16 protein-coding genes, 1 pseudogene and 1 riboswitch are annotated in these 17,257 nt (G+C 40.2%); of the genes and pseudogenes, 8 read left to right on the top strand and 9 right to left on the bottom strand.

Going from position 1 to position 17,257, the window contains the following annotated elements:
* Window positions 1–28: 28 nt before the first annotated feature.
* Window positions 29–412 carry an aspartate 1-decarboxylase gene (panD, locus tag MFF31_RS11500; protein ID WP_238188122.1) on the bottom strand — a complete coding sequence of 128 codons (384 nt, stop codon included), beginning with the start codon at window positions 410–412 and terminating at the stop codon, window positions 29–31.
* Between the two features lie 793 nt (window positions 413–1,205).
* Here panD and MFF31_RS11495 point away from each other — a divergent pair.
* Complete coding sequence (locus tag MFF31_RS11495) at window positions 1,206–2,213, top strand: hypothetical protein (RefSeq protein WP_238188121.1); 1,008 nt, start codon at window positions 1,206–1,208, stop codon at window positions 2,211–2,213.
* A gap of 124 nt (window positions 2,214–2,337) precedes the next feature.
* Here the strand turns inward: MFF31_RS11495 and MFF31_RS25315 are convergent.
* A pseudogene (locus MFF31_RS25315) lies at window positions 2,338–2,458 on the bottom strand (methyl-accepting chemotaxis protein); the annotation flags it as partial.
* Window positions 2,459–2,822: 364 nt separating this feature from the next.
* Window positions 2,823–2,906: riboswitch (cyclic di-GMP riboswitch) on the top strand.
* Window positions 2,907–2,929: 23 nt separating this feature from the next.
* On the opposite strand from MFF31_RS25315, the gene MFF31_RS11485 reads away from it, so the two are divergent.
* A complete protein-coding gene (locus MFF31_RS11485) occupies window positions 2,930–3,712 on the top strand; it encodes a carbohydrate-binding protein (protein ID WP_238188120.1) in 783 nt (260 codons plus the stop codon).
* Window positions 3,713–3,817: 105 nt separating this feature from the next.
* Here the strand turns inward: MFF31_RS11485 and MFF31_RS11480 are convergent, their stop codons facing one another.
* The 4 genes from MFF31_RS11480 to MFF31_RS11465 all read right to left on the bottom strand — a co-directional run bounded on the left by MFF31_RS11480 (window position 3,818) and on the right by MFF31_RS11465 (window position 9,482).
* Window positions 3,818–4,189: a response regulator transcription factor gene (locus tag MFF31_RS11480; RefSeq protein WP_238188119.1), complete on the bottom strand. Its 372-nt coding sequence runs from the start codon at window positions 4,187–4,189 to the stop codon at window positions 3,818–3,820.
* A 23-nt stretch (window positions 4,190–4,212) separates the two neighbouring features.
* Window positions 4,213–5,850, bottom strand: a complete 1,638-nt coding sequence (locus MFF31_RS11475; protein ID WP_238188118.1) for a GGDEF domain-containing response regulator — start codon at window positions 5,848–5,850, stop codon at window positions 4,213–4,215.
* Window positions 5,840–8,707, bottom strand: coding sequence for an ATP-binding protein (locus MFF31_RS11470; protein ID WP_238188117.1), 2,868 nt, complete (start codon window positions 8,705–8,707; stop codon window positions 5,840–5,842). The genes MFF31_RS11475 and MFF31_RS11470 overlap by 11 nt, the downstream gene beginning before the upstream one ends.
* A gap of 271 nt (window positions 8,708–8,978) precedes the next feature.
* Complete coding sequence (locus tag MFF31_RS11465) at window positions 8,979–9,482, bottom strand: M24 family metallopeptidase (RefSeq protein ID WP_282570471.1); 504 nt, start codon at window positions 9,480–9,482, stop codon at window positions 8,979–8,981.
* Window positions 9,483–9,557: 75 nt separating this feature from the next.
* On the opposite strand from MFF31_RS11465, the gene MFF31_RS11460 reads away from it, so the two are divergent.
* The 5 genes from MFF31_RS11460 to MFF31_RS11440 all read left to right on the top strand — a co-directional run bounded on the left by MFF31_RS11460 (window position 9,558) and on the right by MFF31_RS11440 (window position 13,497).
* The gene (locus MFF31_RS11460) at window positions 9,558–10,253 is read left to right on the top strand and encodes a Dph6-related ATP pyrophosphatase (protein ID WP_238188116.1); all 696 of its coding nucleotides are present in this window, start codon (window positions 9,558–9,560) and stop codon (window positions 10,251–10,253) included.
* Window positions 10,254–10,384: 131 nt separating this feature from the next.
* Entirely contained in the window at window positions 10,385–10,828 is a 444-nt protein-coding gene (locus tag MFF31_RS11455) for a MarR family winged helix-turn-helix transcriptional regulator (protein ID WP_238188115.1), read from the top strand.
* 52 nt (window positions 10,829–10,880) lie between these two features.
* Complete coding sequence (locus MFF31_RS11450; RefSeq protein WP_238188114.1) at window positions 10,881–11,822, top strand: ring-cleaving dioxygenase; 942 nt, start codon at window positions 10,881–10,883, stop codon at window positions 11,820–11,822.
* A gap of 37 nt (window positions 11,823–11,859) precedes the next feature.
* Window positions 11,860–12,918, top strand: a complete 1,059-nt coding sequence (locus MFF31_RS11445) for an LLM class flavin-dependent oxidoreductase (protein WP_238188113.1) — start codon at window positions 11,860–11,862, stop codon at window positions 12,916–12,918.
* A 12-nt stretch (window positions 12,919–12,930) separates the two neighbouring features.
* Window positions 12,931–13,497, top strand: coding sequence for an NADPH-dependent FMN reductase (locus MFF31_RS11440; RefSeq protein WP_238188112.1), 567 nt, complete (start codon window positions 12,931–12,933; stop codon window positions 13,495–13,497).
* A 161-nt stretch (window positions 13,498–13,658) separates the two neighbouring features.
* On the opposite strand, the gene MFF31_RS11435 is transcribed toward MFF31_RS11440, so the two are convergent.
* Window positions 13,659–14,273: an acetate uptake transporter gene (locus MFF31_RS11435; RefSeq protein WP_238188111.1), complete on the bottom strand. Its 615-nt coding sequence runs from the start codon at window positions 14,271–14,273 to the stop codon at window positions 13,659–13,661.
* 253 nt (window positions 14,274–14,526) lie between these two features.
* On the opposite strand from MFF31_RS11435, the gene MFF31_RS25410 reads away from it, so the two are divergent.
* The gene (locus MFF31_RS25410) at window positions 14,527–14,808 is read left to right on the top strand and encodes an MFS transporter (protein WP_375541313.1); all 282 of its coding nucleotides are present in this window, start codon (window positions 14,527–14,529) and stop codon (window positions 14,806–14,808) included.
* Window positions 14,809–14,903: 95 nt separating this feature from the next.
* Here MFF31_RS25410 and MFF31_RS11430 read toward each other — a convergent pair whose 3' ends face one another.
* Both MFF31_RS11430 and MFF31_RS11425 read right to left on the bottom strand, forming a co-directional pair.
* Window positions 14,904–16,130 (bottom strand): RtcB family protein, encoded by a 1,227-nt coding sequence (locus MFF31_RS11430; protein ID WP_238188570.1) that lies wholly within the window; start codon window positions 16,128–16,130, stop codon window positions 14,904–14,906.
* Between the two features lie 154 nt (window positions 16,131–16,284).
* Entirely contained in the window at window positions 16,285–17,067 is a 783-nt protein-coding gene (locus MFF31_RS11425; protein WP_238188110.1) for a nucleotidyltransferase domain-containing protein, read from the bottom strand.
* Between the last annotated feature and the right edge of the window lie 190 nt (window positions 17,068–17,257).

Raw genomic sequence — 17,257 nt, 5'->3', positions numbered from 1 at the left:
ATAGCTCCCCTACTTCCCGTCTCTTTTGTTAAAGCGTCGTAGAGTGCAGCTCTTGATAGGAATCTGTTACGATACGATTGTTGTCGTCCATAATGACGACATTAGGTTTATACCCTCTTGCTTCCTTCTCTTCCATCATTGCATAAGAGATAATTATTACCCGATCCCCAGGTTGTACAAGCCTTGCAGCCGCCCCATTCAAACAAATTACACCGGAACCTCTAGGTCCCGTTATTGCATATGTTTCGAGTCTAGCACCGTTGTTGATATTCACAACTTGCACCTTTTCATTTTCCAATATATTAGAAGCCTCTAATATATCCTCATCAATTGTAATACTACCTACATAGTTTAAATTTGCCTCGGTAACAACTGCACGATGGATTTTGGATTTGTGGATTTCTCTGAACATAATGACACGCTCCTCTTGGAATAGTGGTTTTTTAATAGACGAAATAAAAAAAGTAAAGAAATTTCACGCCCTTATCTTCTTAATTGTTTTTTTCATGAAATTGGAATCCAGCTGACAGGAAAGAACATAATTTGACATTTTTTTAAATCGATGTATAGTAAGTTCCATAGTTGAAAAGTTGAGTATACAAAAATGAGAGAGTTGAGAGATCTGAAAGTTTGGAAGTTTGAATGTAGTAATATCATAGGTGGGTTGAATGAGTAGTCTGACATGATGAAAACAATGATGTCTTGAGCCAAGGGGAGAAAGCAACAGTAAATCCTAAGTTTAGACGAAGTTGAAATTGGAATATTTTATACTATTCTGTTATCAAAGAACAATAATATTGGGATTGATGTCACATTTCTCTTATAGTTTATAGTAATCAATGATTGGGTCTCCTTCATATACTAGTTGGATTAACGCTTTAAAGTAAGGGAGATTATCCTACAAAAAGGGGGAAAATTTAATTTTTTTATTGCGATAGTCATTTCAAAGGGGGATCAAACATTATATTAAGAGGTCGATTATCATTCTGCATTTCACTAGAAAGTGTGCCGACATGCGTAATGTCGGTGTTATTTCTGTTTTCGTTCACATCATAGGCATTTACTTATTTATTAATAAACTTTATATAAACAACATAATTAATCTACTTTGTCTATTCCAAATCGTTCTTCCTCTCATATTGTGTTTAGCATGCCGGAAAAATTCCGGTTATTCGAAATTACCGCTACTATAAGGAGGATAAATAATGAATATAGTACAACAGGCAATTATAGCGCCGTACTTGCATGTTAAATGGTTCGTTCGCGATTCCGAGTGGACGCCTCAGTCATTAACACATGTCATTACTCCAACTTTTGTATTCTGGTTCGGCTTTACATTAGCTATTCTTCTACTGATATCGATCTGCGACCCTCTAATTAAGCGAATCGCGTTTGTTCAGAAGATTGAAGGATTTATGAGTAGGCTAGAACCCTTCCAATTTCCTATTTTACGTATCGGCTTAGGTATAGGACTACTGCTTCAGCTGGGCACAGGAACTTATTTAGCACCCGATTTAATTCCCAACGATTGGGGGACAACTGCACTGCTTGTCATTGCTACCTTAGGTCTACTGCACAAAAGAACTTTAGTTGTAAGCGGTTTCGCTCTATTAACACTGTTTATTATCGCATCTATCACATACGGACTGTTCCACTCCCTTGATTATATGTTCTATCTTGGAATCATTTATTATTTATTAGTTTCTGCAACACGGTTTCATAAAACTTCATTAACAGTATTGTATACGTTTACAGGCTTGTCACTCGCATGGCTAGCTATGGAGAAGCTTACTCTTGCAAAGCTTGCATGTTCTCTTATGCACGAATACGGTATTGCATCGCTGGGCTTCTCCGTGGAAGACTTTGTACTCATAAGTGCTTTTATCGAAGTTGGCTTAGCTTGGGCATTTATTGTAGGTATATTGAATCGCTTCACTGCACTTATGCTAACAGGTCTATTCCTCACTACAACTATGGTGTTTGGTATTACAGAAATTATCGGGCATATGATCGTTCACACTCTTCTGATCATTTTTTTAATTGGCGGGCGCAAGAACAAACCGTTTATTCTTCGCTTAAACTGGTTCCCCGTACTTCGCCATGCACTCCTACTTATCCTTTTCTGTGTCTTTTTATTTGGATTTATGCTGCTATACGTATGGATGGGTCAACCCAGTAGTGGGTTAAGTATTGGAATCACTCCACTGCTTTAAACTATATCAGTAAACCTACAATATAAACTTGCTAACCAGTTCCTTATGTTCATGTGCTTACTTGCTTTAGAGAATCCGTTGATTGATAAATCGTATCCCTCGATACGATTTGCTCGGAAGCAACCTTGGATTGCCAGCTTCTTCACTTCATTCGCCACTATGCCAAATCCAAGGCTATGCTCCCCTGCTCTAGCTGCTTCAATAGTAGCATGCAGCGCTAACAAGTACGTCGATTCTGCCACGCTGACAGATTCGATTTATGAAAATAGCGCTCGCAATAAATTGAATATTACACTTGCTCCTAATTTCTGTAAAGCGACCAAAACTACAGAAGTTTGACTGGAATTTCAACATAAATCGAAATGAAAGCGTTTAATAGAACCTCTCACATACAATACCTTCATTTTTCTACGTCTATCTTAGCTGCTCTCCTTAACTATCTCTTATTCTGAATATAGAACCTCCATTTTTGCTGTAAATATTATTAAGTTATCCCTTCACATGAATGACTTTAGAACTACTTATGAACAGAGATAAGTAGTAAAATGGACCTAAGTTTCAATTGACTTAATCTATAAACCCGACATATACTCTATGAATAAGACATTTCCATATTTAGGGGACATTGAAGTATAGCTACTATCTGGGCACTTAAGCTATATGGAGTCAGTAGTGCAACCCACCTGAAATTTCAAACATTTTAGGAGGCATTTTTCATGTTAAACAAATTGTTCAAATCAACAACTGCACTACTTACTTCTGCACTTCTTCTAACGGTCTTACTCGTTCCAGCAGCAAGCGCACAATCGACGGACAAGCTGCAAGTATCTGCAAAAGGTAAAGCATGGGGAATTGGCACAAAGTATGAAACAGCTCAATTCGATCTACAAATCAAAAATAACTACACAGATTCATCAAATGGAAACACAATTAAATCTTGGGTACTGGAATTTGACTTTGCTGGTCAAATCAAATCAGTAGCAGGCGCTGTTGTTACTAAGCAAACAGGTAACCGCTACAAACTTAAAGGAACGAATAAAACAGACCTTGCTAACGGTGAAACGTTACATTTAAAAATTGAAAGCACATTAAATGGTGCTAAATCTGCAACAATTAATAACATCACATTACGTCCAGAAATTTCAGCTAGCAAATGGGTATTATGGGATACCTATAAAGTTGATGATGTTGTTGAACATAAAGGTAAGTTTTACCGCGCCATTCAAGCACACCAAACTCATGTTGCTAACTGGACGCCTGACCAAACTCCTGCTCTTTGGAACAAAGTGAACATTGAGGGATATAACTTCTCAACTTCCATTCAATTGAATCTAGATGTGACTGATTCATGGAAACTTAACGGCACTTACAAATCAGGTCAAATTATATTCCACGCTGGTACATTTTATAGATGTGTAACTTCTCACACTGCATATGCATTCAATTGGGCTCCTGCTCCTTACACAGCAAGTCTTTGGAGCAAAACAAAACTAAAATAATCGTTTGTACACAAATAAGAGGCTGTCCCAAAGTAGATTACTCTGCTTATGGGACAACACTCTTTGCTTTATCCTTCTATCATAATCAAAGACTGATATGTCTGATCAAACAGCTTCATTCTCCAATAGTTCCTCTACTATCTGCAATAGCTGCATTGGACTAAATGGTTTCGGGATAAAGCTGTGCGCTCCCGCTTCCATCGCACCCTTCCGATCTGACTCCTGAGCTTTCGCTGTTAACATTACGATCGGCATATGAGCTTTCTGCTCTTCAGACAATCTTTGCAACACTTCCAACCCTGTAAGCTCAGGCATCATGTAATCAAGCAGCATTAAGTCATAATTAGTGTTGCTAAGCTTCTCGAGCGCAACTCGTCCATCTTCTGCAACTTCAATTTCCACATCTAAATCTTCCAATGTATCTGCGATCAACATTCTTAAAATGTCGTCGTCATCAACAATCAATACTTTTTTCATAAATCCTCCACCAATAAGTCCCTTTATTTATAAAGCTTCTGCACTAAACGCTCCACTCGTGACAATAACTCCGGTATTTGAAAAGGTTTAATAATATAGTCATCTGCTCCATGCTGAAGCGCATAAATAATGTCTGTTTGATTCGTTCTAGCCGTCAGCATAGCTACTACAATATTACGTTCTGGGTAGTCATTACGAAGTTTCGTAAGCACCTCTACCCCATCCATCGTCGGCATCGCACCATCAAGCAAAATCATATATTTATGCTGCTCCAAATACCAATCCGATTCCAGAAATTGAACACCATCCTCATAGCTCTTCACAGATACTAACAAGTTACGGTTTGGCATCCACTGTTGTAGCTGAGAGACCACTAGTTCACGAATTAATGGATCATCGTCCACAATGATGATGTTTAGTATTTGTGCTTTTCCTTCGCTATTCATGTTCGGAGTATACAACACTGTCATGTTGCGGCCAGATTCTTTACCCCAATAAAGTGCTTGATCGGCTTCTTCAACCAATTGCTCAGGATGTGCATTTTTGTTATCAATATCCGTTACACCTGCCGTAAATGTAACATTAAATGTTGTGTCCCCTGATACAAAAACATGTGATGAAAATCGTGCCCTAATCCGCTGAACGAAATCGGTTATTTGTTCTTTGCCTGTATTCGGAAGGAGCAATGCAAACTCTTCGCCTCCATAACGGCATAAAATATCCCCTTCTCTTTTCGTTTCCATGACCGTTTTGGCGAATACTCTTAAAACCTCATCACCCATAACATGACCATATGCATCATTGACCCCTTTAAAATGATCAAGATCCATTAATATAATAGTAAACCGCTGGCCTGTACGCTGGTAGGAAGCGATTAGCTCCTTCATCATACGGTTAAAGTGTTTTCGATTATATGCTCCTGTCAGCTCATCTATAATGATCGAGCGTTCCCATTGTTGTTTAGTTTGAAACCGATTTTCGATTAAGGCGAGAAACAGCTCTTGATTGATTGGCTTAGGAAAAAAGTCCATTGCACCAGTGCGATAAACATGAATCCGCTGCTCTATCGTATCTTTGGTGCTCATCACAATAATTGGCGAATGCTCTTGATGAGACTTCTCAACAATTTGTTTAAGCACGACTAAACCATTTTTATCTGGAAGAAGAATATCAAGCAATATCATATCTGGTTTCCAGTCGTAAAATAGTTTTAATCCACGCTCAGCAGTGAGGGCTATATGTACCGGATAACCACGTTCCTCCAAAATCCCTTTTAAGTAAGCAGCTAAATCAACATCATCATCAATAATTAATATCCGTTTTCCAAATGGATCGCTTGAGCCAATTGATTCTGCGGAAACTTCACTGCTTCGGGCAGAGACATTAACCGCTTCTTGATCGGAAATATATACAAACAGAGACTTCAATAACTCATACCAATCAGGAAACGTAAATGGACGAGTACTAACATCCGAAAATAAATGAAGCTTATGCTCTGCTTCTTGTTCAATTTCAATCAAACCAATCGTCCCTGCTGTACCTTTGAGATTATGCAGAAACCGATAGATTTCCCGTTCCTCTACATAAGCTTTATTCGTCCATTCGTCGAAAGAAACCTTCATCCGCTGCGTTACAAGCTGTTTATATTTGTTATTTATCAATGGCCTGCTCCTTATGGATTGACATAATATCTTCTATAGCTTCGATCAATTTGAAAGGCACATACGGCTTAATTAGGAAATGGTTAATCCCTAGCTGCGCTGCCCTTTCCTTCTCCTCGAACGCACTGGAGATAATGATCAGAATATCCTTTAACTTAGGAGAGGACTTCATTCGTTCAATAACTTCCCAACCACTCATATCTACTGCCAGCTTTAGATCCAGTATAATAATATCTGGTCGACGCGCCTCCATAGCATCAAGCGCACTCATTCCATCTGTAAATAAGGTAGTGCGATAACCTCTCTCCACTAATTCATCTTGCAGCATAACGGATAAGCTATAATCATTTTCAATAAGCATAACCTCTAATGAAGAAGCTTCCTGTGAGTCATTCATTAAGACATCTTCGCTATCTCTTACACTGGACTTTTGATGACTAGGAAGCATAATTGAAAAAGTACTTCCTACCCCTAGCTCGGTTCTCACACTGACTTGACCTTGATGTCGGTTCACGATCTCTTTGACAATGGCAAGACCTAAACCTGTCCCACCTATTTCACGTCGATCGGAATTGTCTACACGGTAAAATTTAGTGAATAAATTAGGGATCGCTTGTTCCGGAATACCTAAGCCTTCGTCTGACACATCCACACACAGATCATCACCAACATGTTGAGCAGTTATCTGTATATGTCCACCTTTTGGTGAATACTTGATTGCATTGCCAACCAAATTCACCAATACTTGCAGAAGCTTATCCTTATCACCAAACACAATTGAGTTCTCATTATTTGAATGCAATGTAATGGTGTGCTGTGCGGTAATTGCTTGTTGCAGTTCCTGCACTTCTTTAATAAGAGATATCATGTCGACTGGCTGTAAATTATAATATTGTATCCCTGTCTCCATACGTTGCAGATCAAGAAAATCGTTAACTAATTGGGTTAGACGCTGCGCCTCTTGATGAATAGTAGCCATATATTTGCGCTGACGCTCAGGCTTTAATTCGCGATGGAGCAATAACTCGGAAAATCCAAGAATGCTAGCAAGCGGCGTCCGCAATTCATGACTAACCGTGCTCACAAACTCTGACTTCATACGATCTACTTCATGCTCCTTCGTCATATCTCTATGAACAAGCAATATACCGATTTGTATATTGTTTCGGAAGATTGGCTCCCAATAAATACCGATATATCTTGTATCTTCTCCCTTTAATACATAGCTCATGCTTTGAGCTTGATCTGTTTCTCCGCTTAGTGCATGATCGATGAAAATAAATAATTCCTCTGGATCATCAACTCTCGACTTTAATAACTGTTTAAAGTTACTCAGGGACATGCTCTTAAGCTCCGAACGATCATAGGAAAGATCCATGAGCTCATATAACTTTTCATTGATCTGAAGAGATTGTCCATCCAAATTCATAAGCTGAACGCCTTCTTGAATCGTATTCAACATATCTTGAGTCATCTGCCTCTGACTTTCAATCGCTTCAAACATCTCAAGCTTCTCAAGTGATAATGAAATTTGTCCGGCTAATCCGATAATTTCTTGCTCTTCCCGCCTATGAATGACCATACCTACACGCGTCAGTACCATAAAAGCAGCAGCTTCGCCGTTGCCTTTCATAATAGGTACGAAAATATCATAAGCACTGAGCTCACCCGACAAATAGCCCTTTTCATCCGTTGTAGCGGCCCTTTCACGTACATACACCTTTTTCGTCTCTATAGCGCGAATAACTGCACTCCCGCCGATATGGTCTCGGAATTGTTGCGCTTCCTCTTGTGAGATACCATGAGCGGCATAATTATGGGACTCGTTCATTAAAACGAGTATTCCTTTTTCCGTACGGGAGATTTCTACAACGCTTCGAATAATACTGTCCAGCAACTCTTTTTTGTCGAGCGTATTCGCCAAGGATTGAGCTAATAGATTCCGTTTATTCAAATACACTTCATTTTCTTCCATCTTTCCAAGTGCCTTTTGCAATTCTTCTTGCTGTGCTTGGAGCTCATCTTGCTGTGCTTGAAGCTCCTCATTCTGGGCGAGTAGCTCCTCTTTTTTCTCTCTTATGTCATAAATCATGTTATGAAGCGACCTGGATAACAATCCGATCTCATCTTTGCGCTCCAGCATAGCTCCCTCTATACTTGAATCCCTTGTATAATTCAACGCATAATGTGATAACTCGCTTAGCGGTATTCCAATATCCTTAGCCATCTTTCGAGTTATAATAAGTGAAAATAATAGCACAAATAAGCTATAAATTACGAAATAAACACCTTGCAGCAATAATGATTTAAACAGTTTTTCGTTTTCTAAAACTAACTGCTCTCGAATAACTTCTTCCGAGTTCTGCGCATAAAGAATGATTTCATTTGTTGGATTGCTAGCTCCTAGCGTAATTAATTCGCGTAAAGACTCATAATCGCCCTTCTGTGCAAATGCTGCACCTTTAGGCAATACATCGTTTATATAATTTTCAAAATAACTTTCAATACGCCGAACAAGCTCCTGCTCATCTGCAGTTAGCGCCGTACTTTTAAATGCCGTTAATGATTTCTCCAGCTCGTCTTTTGCAACAAAAATTTGCTCATATTCGTAATTATCTAGGTAGGCAAAGTAACCTCTTACTCGCAAAATAATTTCATTTGTATGATTAACGATACTTGTAATATGCTCTTGATTTTCATTCAAATGACGTGCAGCATTGTCATAGTCCTGAACATTTCGAAATGTGCTCCACGGCATAATAATTGCACCGATCAATATGAGCAGAAGACTGCCCATCATCATTGACACCATTCTTCTTTTGATACTATGTCGAAAATATTCAAGTACTTTAACCACAACTATATCCTCCTAAACCATATCTCTTTATCTGATATAATTCGACAAAATATGTGTTTTCCCTTCGTAGTGGCACTGTTAATTTTGTATCTGGTAGAATACGGATATATGTATATAGAAAACGGATATATAGAAGCGAAATTGCGATGGTTCATATTTCTATCTACACAGAAAGTGATCATGCACAGGATAATCTGTGGATGCAAAAAAGCGGACTCTACAACCTGATTGGGCTGTGAAATCCGCTAATAAATTCGTCTCAGTCTTCATCTTATATAACAACTAATTCCCCATCACGGAAATAATAAATATCCTCTCTTTTAAAGCCGTATTGGCCATTTTTGTGCTTAATATGTGGCTCGAATGTAAAGAGCTCTACTTCGTTCAGCTTAGTCTTATTTCCTAACTCAAAATATCGTCTGTGATCCTTATTAAACTCTATCGTATGTCCCAAATTTCCAATAAAATCAAGGTTAATATAATCGTGTTGGCTTATAGCCTCATTCATGTATAAGTATACCTCTTCAAAAGTCATCTCGGGTTTGACATGATTCTTATAGATATGATGAAGTTCTACTCCTATTTTTACACCATTTATAAGTTCAGATTCGCACTCATGGTTGTTATTTACTAGTTCATCTTCCCCTATTGCCTTCCCATTTGTAACTAACAATGTTCGAGCGTAGTCTCCCCAATACGTATTAAACTCGGGACTAAGATCCACAGTCACAATGTCATTACTGCCAACTACTTGATCCGTGGGCCTGTAGAGTATACCCTTACCATCATGCGAAATAAATGGAGAGAAATGATAGAATATATAGCATGCACAACAAGGGGGAAGATTCGAATGTCAGAACGATTGGATTGGAAAAATGGTGCTAGCGGGCATTCCTTTATAGCTTCTTTTAGCGGTGGAAAGGATAGTACGCTCGCTCTATATAAAGCAATGAAGGTTGGACAAGCGATGGGACTTATCGTGATGTTAGAGGAAGAAGGGCAACGTTCCAGATCCCATGGGACGCCGCCAGCTCTCATGCGCGCCCAAGCTGAATCCATTGGTCTACCCCTGTATACTGCTGCCTCAAGCTGGGCAGATTATGAACAACATTTCGTGCGTCTACTAGAAAACGCTAAACAGCAAGGAGCAGAAGTTTTAGTAACTGGAGATTTGGATATGCCTGCTCACGGCTGCTGGCATGATGAAGTAACTCAAAAAGCTGGATTGAATCTTGCAATGCCTCTTTGGGAGATGAATCATCGTGATGCCGTAGAAGAGTTTATCAATCTAGGATTCATAACGATTGTTGTCACAGTAAACCGTTCTTTAGGCATGAGCGAAGATGATTTAGGGCGAACGTTAACTCTTGACTATGTAAAAGAGCTTGAAGATCGTGGAATTGACCCCTGCGGAGAAGGCGGAGAATTCCATACGACAGTTATCGATGGACCTATCTTCAAAAACCCAATTCCTATTCGTACTTGCGACATCCTCAGAGACGGTGACTATTCCTTTTTGCCATTAGAGCTGGATTCAATCAAGTAGATAAGCTATGGCTGTCGAAATGATCGACAGCCTTTTTCAATTTAGAAAATTTTCGCAAACAGTTTTGCTTGCTTTTTTATCACTTGAGTAGTAAAGTGATAATATACTTAAAAACAGGGGAGGCAAACGCGATGCGTAACAATACATTAGGTTCGTTGATCTGGTTACGTTTAATGCGTTTTACGAACCAAAGTAATGGCATGTCAGATGCTTTTCTAAAACGATTCGACTTAACGACTGCTCAATTTGATGTACTTGTACAAATTCATGTATATCAACCACTCACTCAAACGGAATTAGCCAATAAAGTGACGGTTACACAAGGCGGCATATCACGTATGCTCGCTCGTTTAGAAAAAGAACGTTATATCGTTCGAAAACAGGATTGGAAAACAAAAACGATCAGCCTTACAGAAAAAGCTGAATCTATTTTGGAACAAGCATTGCCCGAACAAATTGCATTTCAAACATCCTTTTTTGATGAAGTATTAAATGAAGAAGAACAAAGGATACTATATAAACTAATGACACGTCTTCACAAGCACAGTCAAATTAAAGAAATACCACCTGAGTAGTATTTTTTTACACTATCACTTGACTAGTCAACTAATAAGAGGAGGAACATAAATGTACACCATTCAAGGACATCACCATATCTCAATGCTTACAAAAAGCGGCCAACTCAATAATCACTTCTACAAAAATGTATTAGGGCTACGCAGAGTAAAAAAGACAGTCAACCAAGACAACCCGAGTATGTATCACTTATTTTACGGAGACTTAACAGGCAGTGCAGGAACTGAAATGTCCTTTTTTGAAATGCCTCGTGCAGGCAGTACAGTTCGTGGAACAAATGCTATTACTGGGATTGGCTTGCTCGTCCCCTCTTTTGAAAGTTTGGCCTATTGGAAAAACCGATTTCAGTTATTAGATGTCTCCCATGGCGAAATAACAACTTATGCGGGACGAGACGCTCTCCATTTTGAAGATCAAGAAGGACTGCGAATGATATTACTAAATAACAATGGCGAAAACATTCCTGATAACTGGGCCGCATGGGAAGATTCTGATGTCGAGCAAACACATCGTATATTAGGACTTGGTTCAGTAGAAATGACCGTGAAAAATCTGGATCGATTAACAGAAACGCTCAAAGACATTTTCGGTTATAAGGAAGTTTCTCGCTCTGAGCAGCAGGCTATTTTGCAGTCTATGTCAGGACATTCTTACGGTGAAATTGTTATCCAGCAGGAAGACGGACCTAGTGAGAAACCCGGTAAAGGAAGCGTTCATCATTTGGCAATCCGTGTTAAAGATATCGACGAGCTGCGCTATTGGGATGTAATCCTGAAGAAACGAGGATTCCACACATCAGGAATTATCGATCGCTTTTACTTCCAAAGCTTATACTTCCGGGAATCAAACGGAATTTTATTTGAAATAGCAACGGATGGTCCTGGATTCACCGCTGATTCAACCGTCGACGAACTAGGCAAAGCGCTGGACTTGCCACCATTTCTAGAAAAGAAACGTGCAGAGATTGAAGCGAATTTAATCCCGCTCGATTAATAGGTAATCCACATCATGGAAAAAGGAGAGATTAGACATGGAACAATATCGTATTAAAAAAGAAAAAGGTCTCGAATTCGGCTTATATTCAATTGGGGATCATTTGCCTAATCCGCATACAGGAACGATGATCAGTGCTGAACAACGTATTCAAGAATTAATTGAAGCTAGCAAGCTAGCAGATGAGGCAGGACTTGATGTGTTCGCGGTGGGCGAAAGTCACCAAACTCATTTTACAACTCAGGCTCATTCGGTCATATTAGGTGCAATTGCTCAAGCGACAAAAAACATTAAAATTGCCAGCTCAGCAACGGTGTTAAGCACATCCGATCCCGTTCGTGTCTATGAGGATTTCGCGACTATTGATTTAATTTCTAATGGACGTGCTGAAATTGTCGCTGGTCGTGGTTCACGTGTAGGGGCTTATAGCTTGCTTGGCTATGATGTACGTGATTATGAAGAATTATTTGAGGAAAAGTTGGAGCTTCTGATGAAGCTAAACAACGAAGACAAGGTTACGTGGGAAGGTCAATTCCGCGCACCACTTAATCAAGCCTCCATTCTACCTCAACCTCAAAACGGTCACATGCCTATCTGGCGTGCGGTTGGAGGACCGCCAGCTAGTGCGATTAAAGCCGGATATGCAGGAGTACCGATGATGCTGACAACGCTTGGCGGTCCTGCCATTAGCTTCAAAGCTTCTGTTGATGCATACAGAGATGCAGCGAAACTAACTGGATTTGACCCAGCAACGTTGCCAATCGCAACTACGAGCTTGCTCTATACAGCAGAAAATTCACAGGATGCACTAAGAGAGTACTATCCACATGCTAATTCCGGTATGCAGGCTTTACGTGGCGGAGGTTATCCTAAACAACAATTTGCACAATCTGTTGATTACCGAGATGCGTTAATGATCGGCAGCCCACAGCAACTGATCGAAAAAATGCTCTACCAATACGAGTTGTATGGTCATCAGCGCTTTATGGCACAGATCGACTTCGGCGGTGTTCCTTTTGATAAGATTGCTAAAAATATCGAGCTTATTGCTACACACATTATGCCTGCCATTAAGAAACATACTTCCAATAAATAAGGAGTGATTATAATGAAGATTGTTGGTATCTCAGGTTCCAATGTCGGATCTAAAACACGTACAGCAATGGATTATACACTCAAAGCAGCACGTGAAAAATATCCAGATGCACATATTACTTTACTTGATCTTGCTGAATATAACATGGTTTTCAGCGATGGCCGCAACTATTCGGACTACGAGGGCGATACAAAATTCGTCACCGAAACAATCATGTCAGCCGATGCCATCATTATTGGGACACCTGTATTCCAAGCATCAATTCCAGCCACTCTAAAAAATATTTTCGACTTATTGCCCGTAAATGCTTTCCGCGACAAAGTGGTCAGTATGCTAGTTACCGCCGGCACTTCTAAACATTATTTGATGGTGGAGCAACAACTAAAGCCGATTCTCGCTTATATGAAGGCTCATATTGTACAAACTTTTGTATTTATCGAAGAAAAGGATTTCCAGCGCAAAGAAATTGTTAATGATGGCATTCACTTCCGCATAGAGCGATTAGTAGAAGATACCGTGATGCTTGTAGATGCCTATGCAAAAATTAGGCAAGCAAAAGATGAAGAATATGACTTTTAATCATCATTCGTTATAAGACATAATTAGGGCGGTGCAAGGATAACAACCCTAGCACCGCCCTTTATGGTTTTTGAACCTACAACACCTTGGTGAGGTGTTCACCGATCGAACAAATCTACTTTTGGCACAGCCCCGTGACACAATAAATCATAAAACTAAATTTACTTTTTAAATATGCCAAATGGCTTGCCCACTGGTAAAAACTCGCGTTCAAAATGCGTATTAAGTACGGCAGCTGCTGCACCATAGAAGCTAAGCAGTGCAATACACAATTCAGCAATCCCGGCTAACATTTTCATTGAATCAGCCGCAATACCGAAGGCATTCAAAGTAAGTCCTACAAACAAGAAATCGATAAACACAAAGATCATAAACAATACTTTATGTGTCTCCATCGCTCCGATTGTCATAAACAGGGTGAAAATGAGATACCCTAGGAAAGCAAAACCTAACTGATGGGGATCTACTCCCGCTGCTAAAGATTCACCGAACACGCCATCTTGAATCATCCATGAAGAAGCTACTGCGAACCAGAAGAACGCATAACCTCCAAATGCTGTCGTACCAAACGTATTGCCCTTCTTAGCATCGTGGATGCAAGCGAATAGCTGTGCGAACGCCCCTAGGAAAATAGCCCAAGGGATAATAAATGAGGTGCCTTCCGTTATGCCGAGCTTTTGTGTGGAGGCAACCAATGTAACCATGGCGAGACCAAACAATCCTATCGCACTTGGATCTGCCGTGGCAATTTTAACTTGCTGATAGTCCGACTTCATTGTGAAAATATACTCTCCTTTAATGTTGAACTTAGCTGTTGAGATCTTATATTAGCACAACTTAGCCCAAACAAGTAACCTTAAATCTAACATTTTATCGTCTTAATATAATCCAATTGGTGACATTCCATTCTACATTGCAAAATGTAAACGCTGCGCACAGTGTGGCGATAGGCGATATCTATTCCGAGTAGAAGCGAATTTCTAAGCTGAATTCAGCCCCTAGAATGATAAAGGATCAACCTTACGCTGGATCATCATTTTAACTATCGGCGTTTGGCTCGATCGATGGAATCGTAAAAAAACAAGGATTATTGCAGACAGTACAATTGCCTTCTTTAGCTTAGGTCTTGGTTTATACTTCTTTTTGGGTGAACCAAGTTTGGGTTATGTATATTTGATATTGATCATACGAACCATAGCATCAGCTTTTCATGCACCTGCATTCCAAGCGACAATTCCGCTTATAGCTCCTGAGGATCAGTTAACTCGAGTTGCCGGTTGGCATCAAATGATTGACCATTGGATTCGATGATTTGCGGAATTTTGTCTCTAACGAGTTTATTGTACATAGGCATGTTGGTTGTTCCTTTCTCGTTGGTTTGGCTTCAGCTGGATGTAATACCAGCCTCAATCCTTATAAGGATCAAACTCATTCGCACCTGCCATACATACTCCAATTGGTTTCAGAACATGTAGAACATCAATCGTATCCTTATGTGCATCCAACACCTCTTGCAATTTCCGATAAACAAATGGACTTTCGTCAGTTCCTGCCCCACGAAGCTCGATGCCAAAACTCCGAACGGCTGCCATCATTTGCTCAATAGAAATTTGTCCGCCCGTACGTTTTCTTGTTTTCCAGTTCATCTTGCCTGCTGCTTGTGTACGGCTCATTGTGCGTCCCGCTCCATGCACGGTGCTATAGAACGAATCCCGATTTTCGATAGAGTCCTTTCCCTTCACAATAACGGATATGTCACACATGCTGCCTCCAATAAAACCTAACTGACCTGGAGCAGAAGGTGTTGCACCTTTACGAACGACGATCGTATCCTTGCCATTATGGTTTTCCTTCCATGCATAGTTATGATGATTATGCACTTCAAAATCTATTTCCGCTCCAATAATAGAAAGAACTTCATCGATGACGTAGTCTCTTCCAGCATAAGCATATCTGCCAGCAAGCTTCATCGCACGGTAATACATGTCGCCTAGCTCACTATCCATATTAAGCAATACGGGTGGTTGGTCCATACTCTCACCGGGAGCATTAGCTAAAAAGCCCCTTCCAGCAGCTAGATTCAAAAATCCGCTAGCTGTTTTGTGACCAAATCCACGACTCCCAAAGTGATTCCCAATCCACAGTCTGCCCGTTGCTTCTTCCTCAAACAAATCTACATAATGGTTCCCGCTTCCGACTGTTCCTAGTTGATCCCGAGCTAGAGTCTTCAACTTATCCAGTTCATGCCGACCAATAGCCCCATAGACACTCCAATCTGGATCATCAAACAAGTCGTGATCAACTTTATCTTTGTTCACACGGCCTACACCAAATGACACCTTCCTTGCTATCTGATCCATCAATCCAGAGAGCTTCGGCCCAATATCTTTTGCCATCAGCGTAGTCCGAACAGCCTTGTTGCCACATCCAATATCGTATCCAACGCCCGAAGGCGATATTTGCCCATCATAAGCTACTACTCCACCTATCGGTTGACTGTAGCCTTTATGATGATCAGCCATCAGTAAAGTTTGCACTACATTCCCATGCTTCGCACATGTTTCAGCTTGCAGCATTGCACCCGGATCTGGATTGCCCCAGACTCGGACGCCATTAATCGTTTGGTAAGCCATTTTATTACAACCTCCTACATTTCCATTTTTATAATCTAGGGATAATCTCTTTTCCTTAGCAAGTAAACGTTGACCCATGTGATACTCCTTAGCTGAGTTTCGCAGCTTTGGGGTAATCTTCCTCCCATGATCTCATTTACTTAGCTAAAGTCTACTAGCCCCATACTTCTCGTAATGCTGTTCTGAACAGAGCATCAAGATGTTCATCATGATTGCTTTTTGGCGACCTCATAGAACCTGTTATTCGTTCAAAATACGCTATTCTTTCCTCCAAATAATCATTGATCGGGCTTATACGGCGCTCGTAGTCTAATTCATCGCCTGCTTTTTTCCGGACTAGCAGTTGTTCTATTGATTCCCGAAGTTTACCTCCTATAGGGAGTAAGTTCTCTACCAGCTCATCAAATTCCATTGGGGGCATTTCGTTATATTGTTCGATCCACTCACATGCGAGAATTGGGCGCAGTACATAGAAGTACTTCTTTATTTTCACTCGATCGCCTTGTAAGTAATCCCGATAATTTCCGCGAGCCATGTTCAAGTAGTGATACATGCAAGATACTGGCGAGAAAGTTAGCGGTGATAGCTCTCGAATTTGCTGAGCTACACTATATTTTTCTTCATATTGAATAGGTGATTGCAGCCACTCCAGCAACGGTGGGTTTGACTTGCGGAATAGATTTAGTGTCTTCTTTAAATCCCAACCGCTGATGTCGAGCATGTCATTGATCGGTCTCTCGATCACATCCCGCTGTTCGAATATCGACAAATACCACTCCGGTCTTCTTACATATATAAAACGAACATCGTAATCACTATCTTTTGAAGGAAAACCCCACGCCCTGCTGCCCGATTCACAGGCATAAAGGATGCAAACTTGCTCATCGTTTTCTAATTGTTTCAATTGTTCCTTGATTAGTTGTGTCATGTCTTTCATGATGATCAGCCCCTACAATTCAAAATAACTCTTCCCAATGCCCCAACAATACTATTTGATACGGTTTCAGTTGCTGCTTTCTGTTACTATCTTCGCTCATATATAGCTATTCGAACATGGCGAATGTATGGCAACGAATAAAAATATCCATTCAATTTACTATTCATTGGAGCTACAATGGAGTTTAGCG

Origin of the sequence: Paenibacillus sp. L3-i20, assembly GCF_022180385.2 — a bacterium.
Classification (GTDB): Bacteria; Bacillota; Bacilli; order Paenibacillales; family Paenibacillaceae; genus Pristimantibacillus.
The sequence above is the reverse complement of the archived record's forward strand: the minus strand, read 5'-3'. Positions and strand labels throughout refer to the sequence as shown.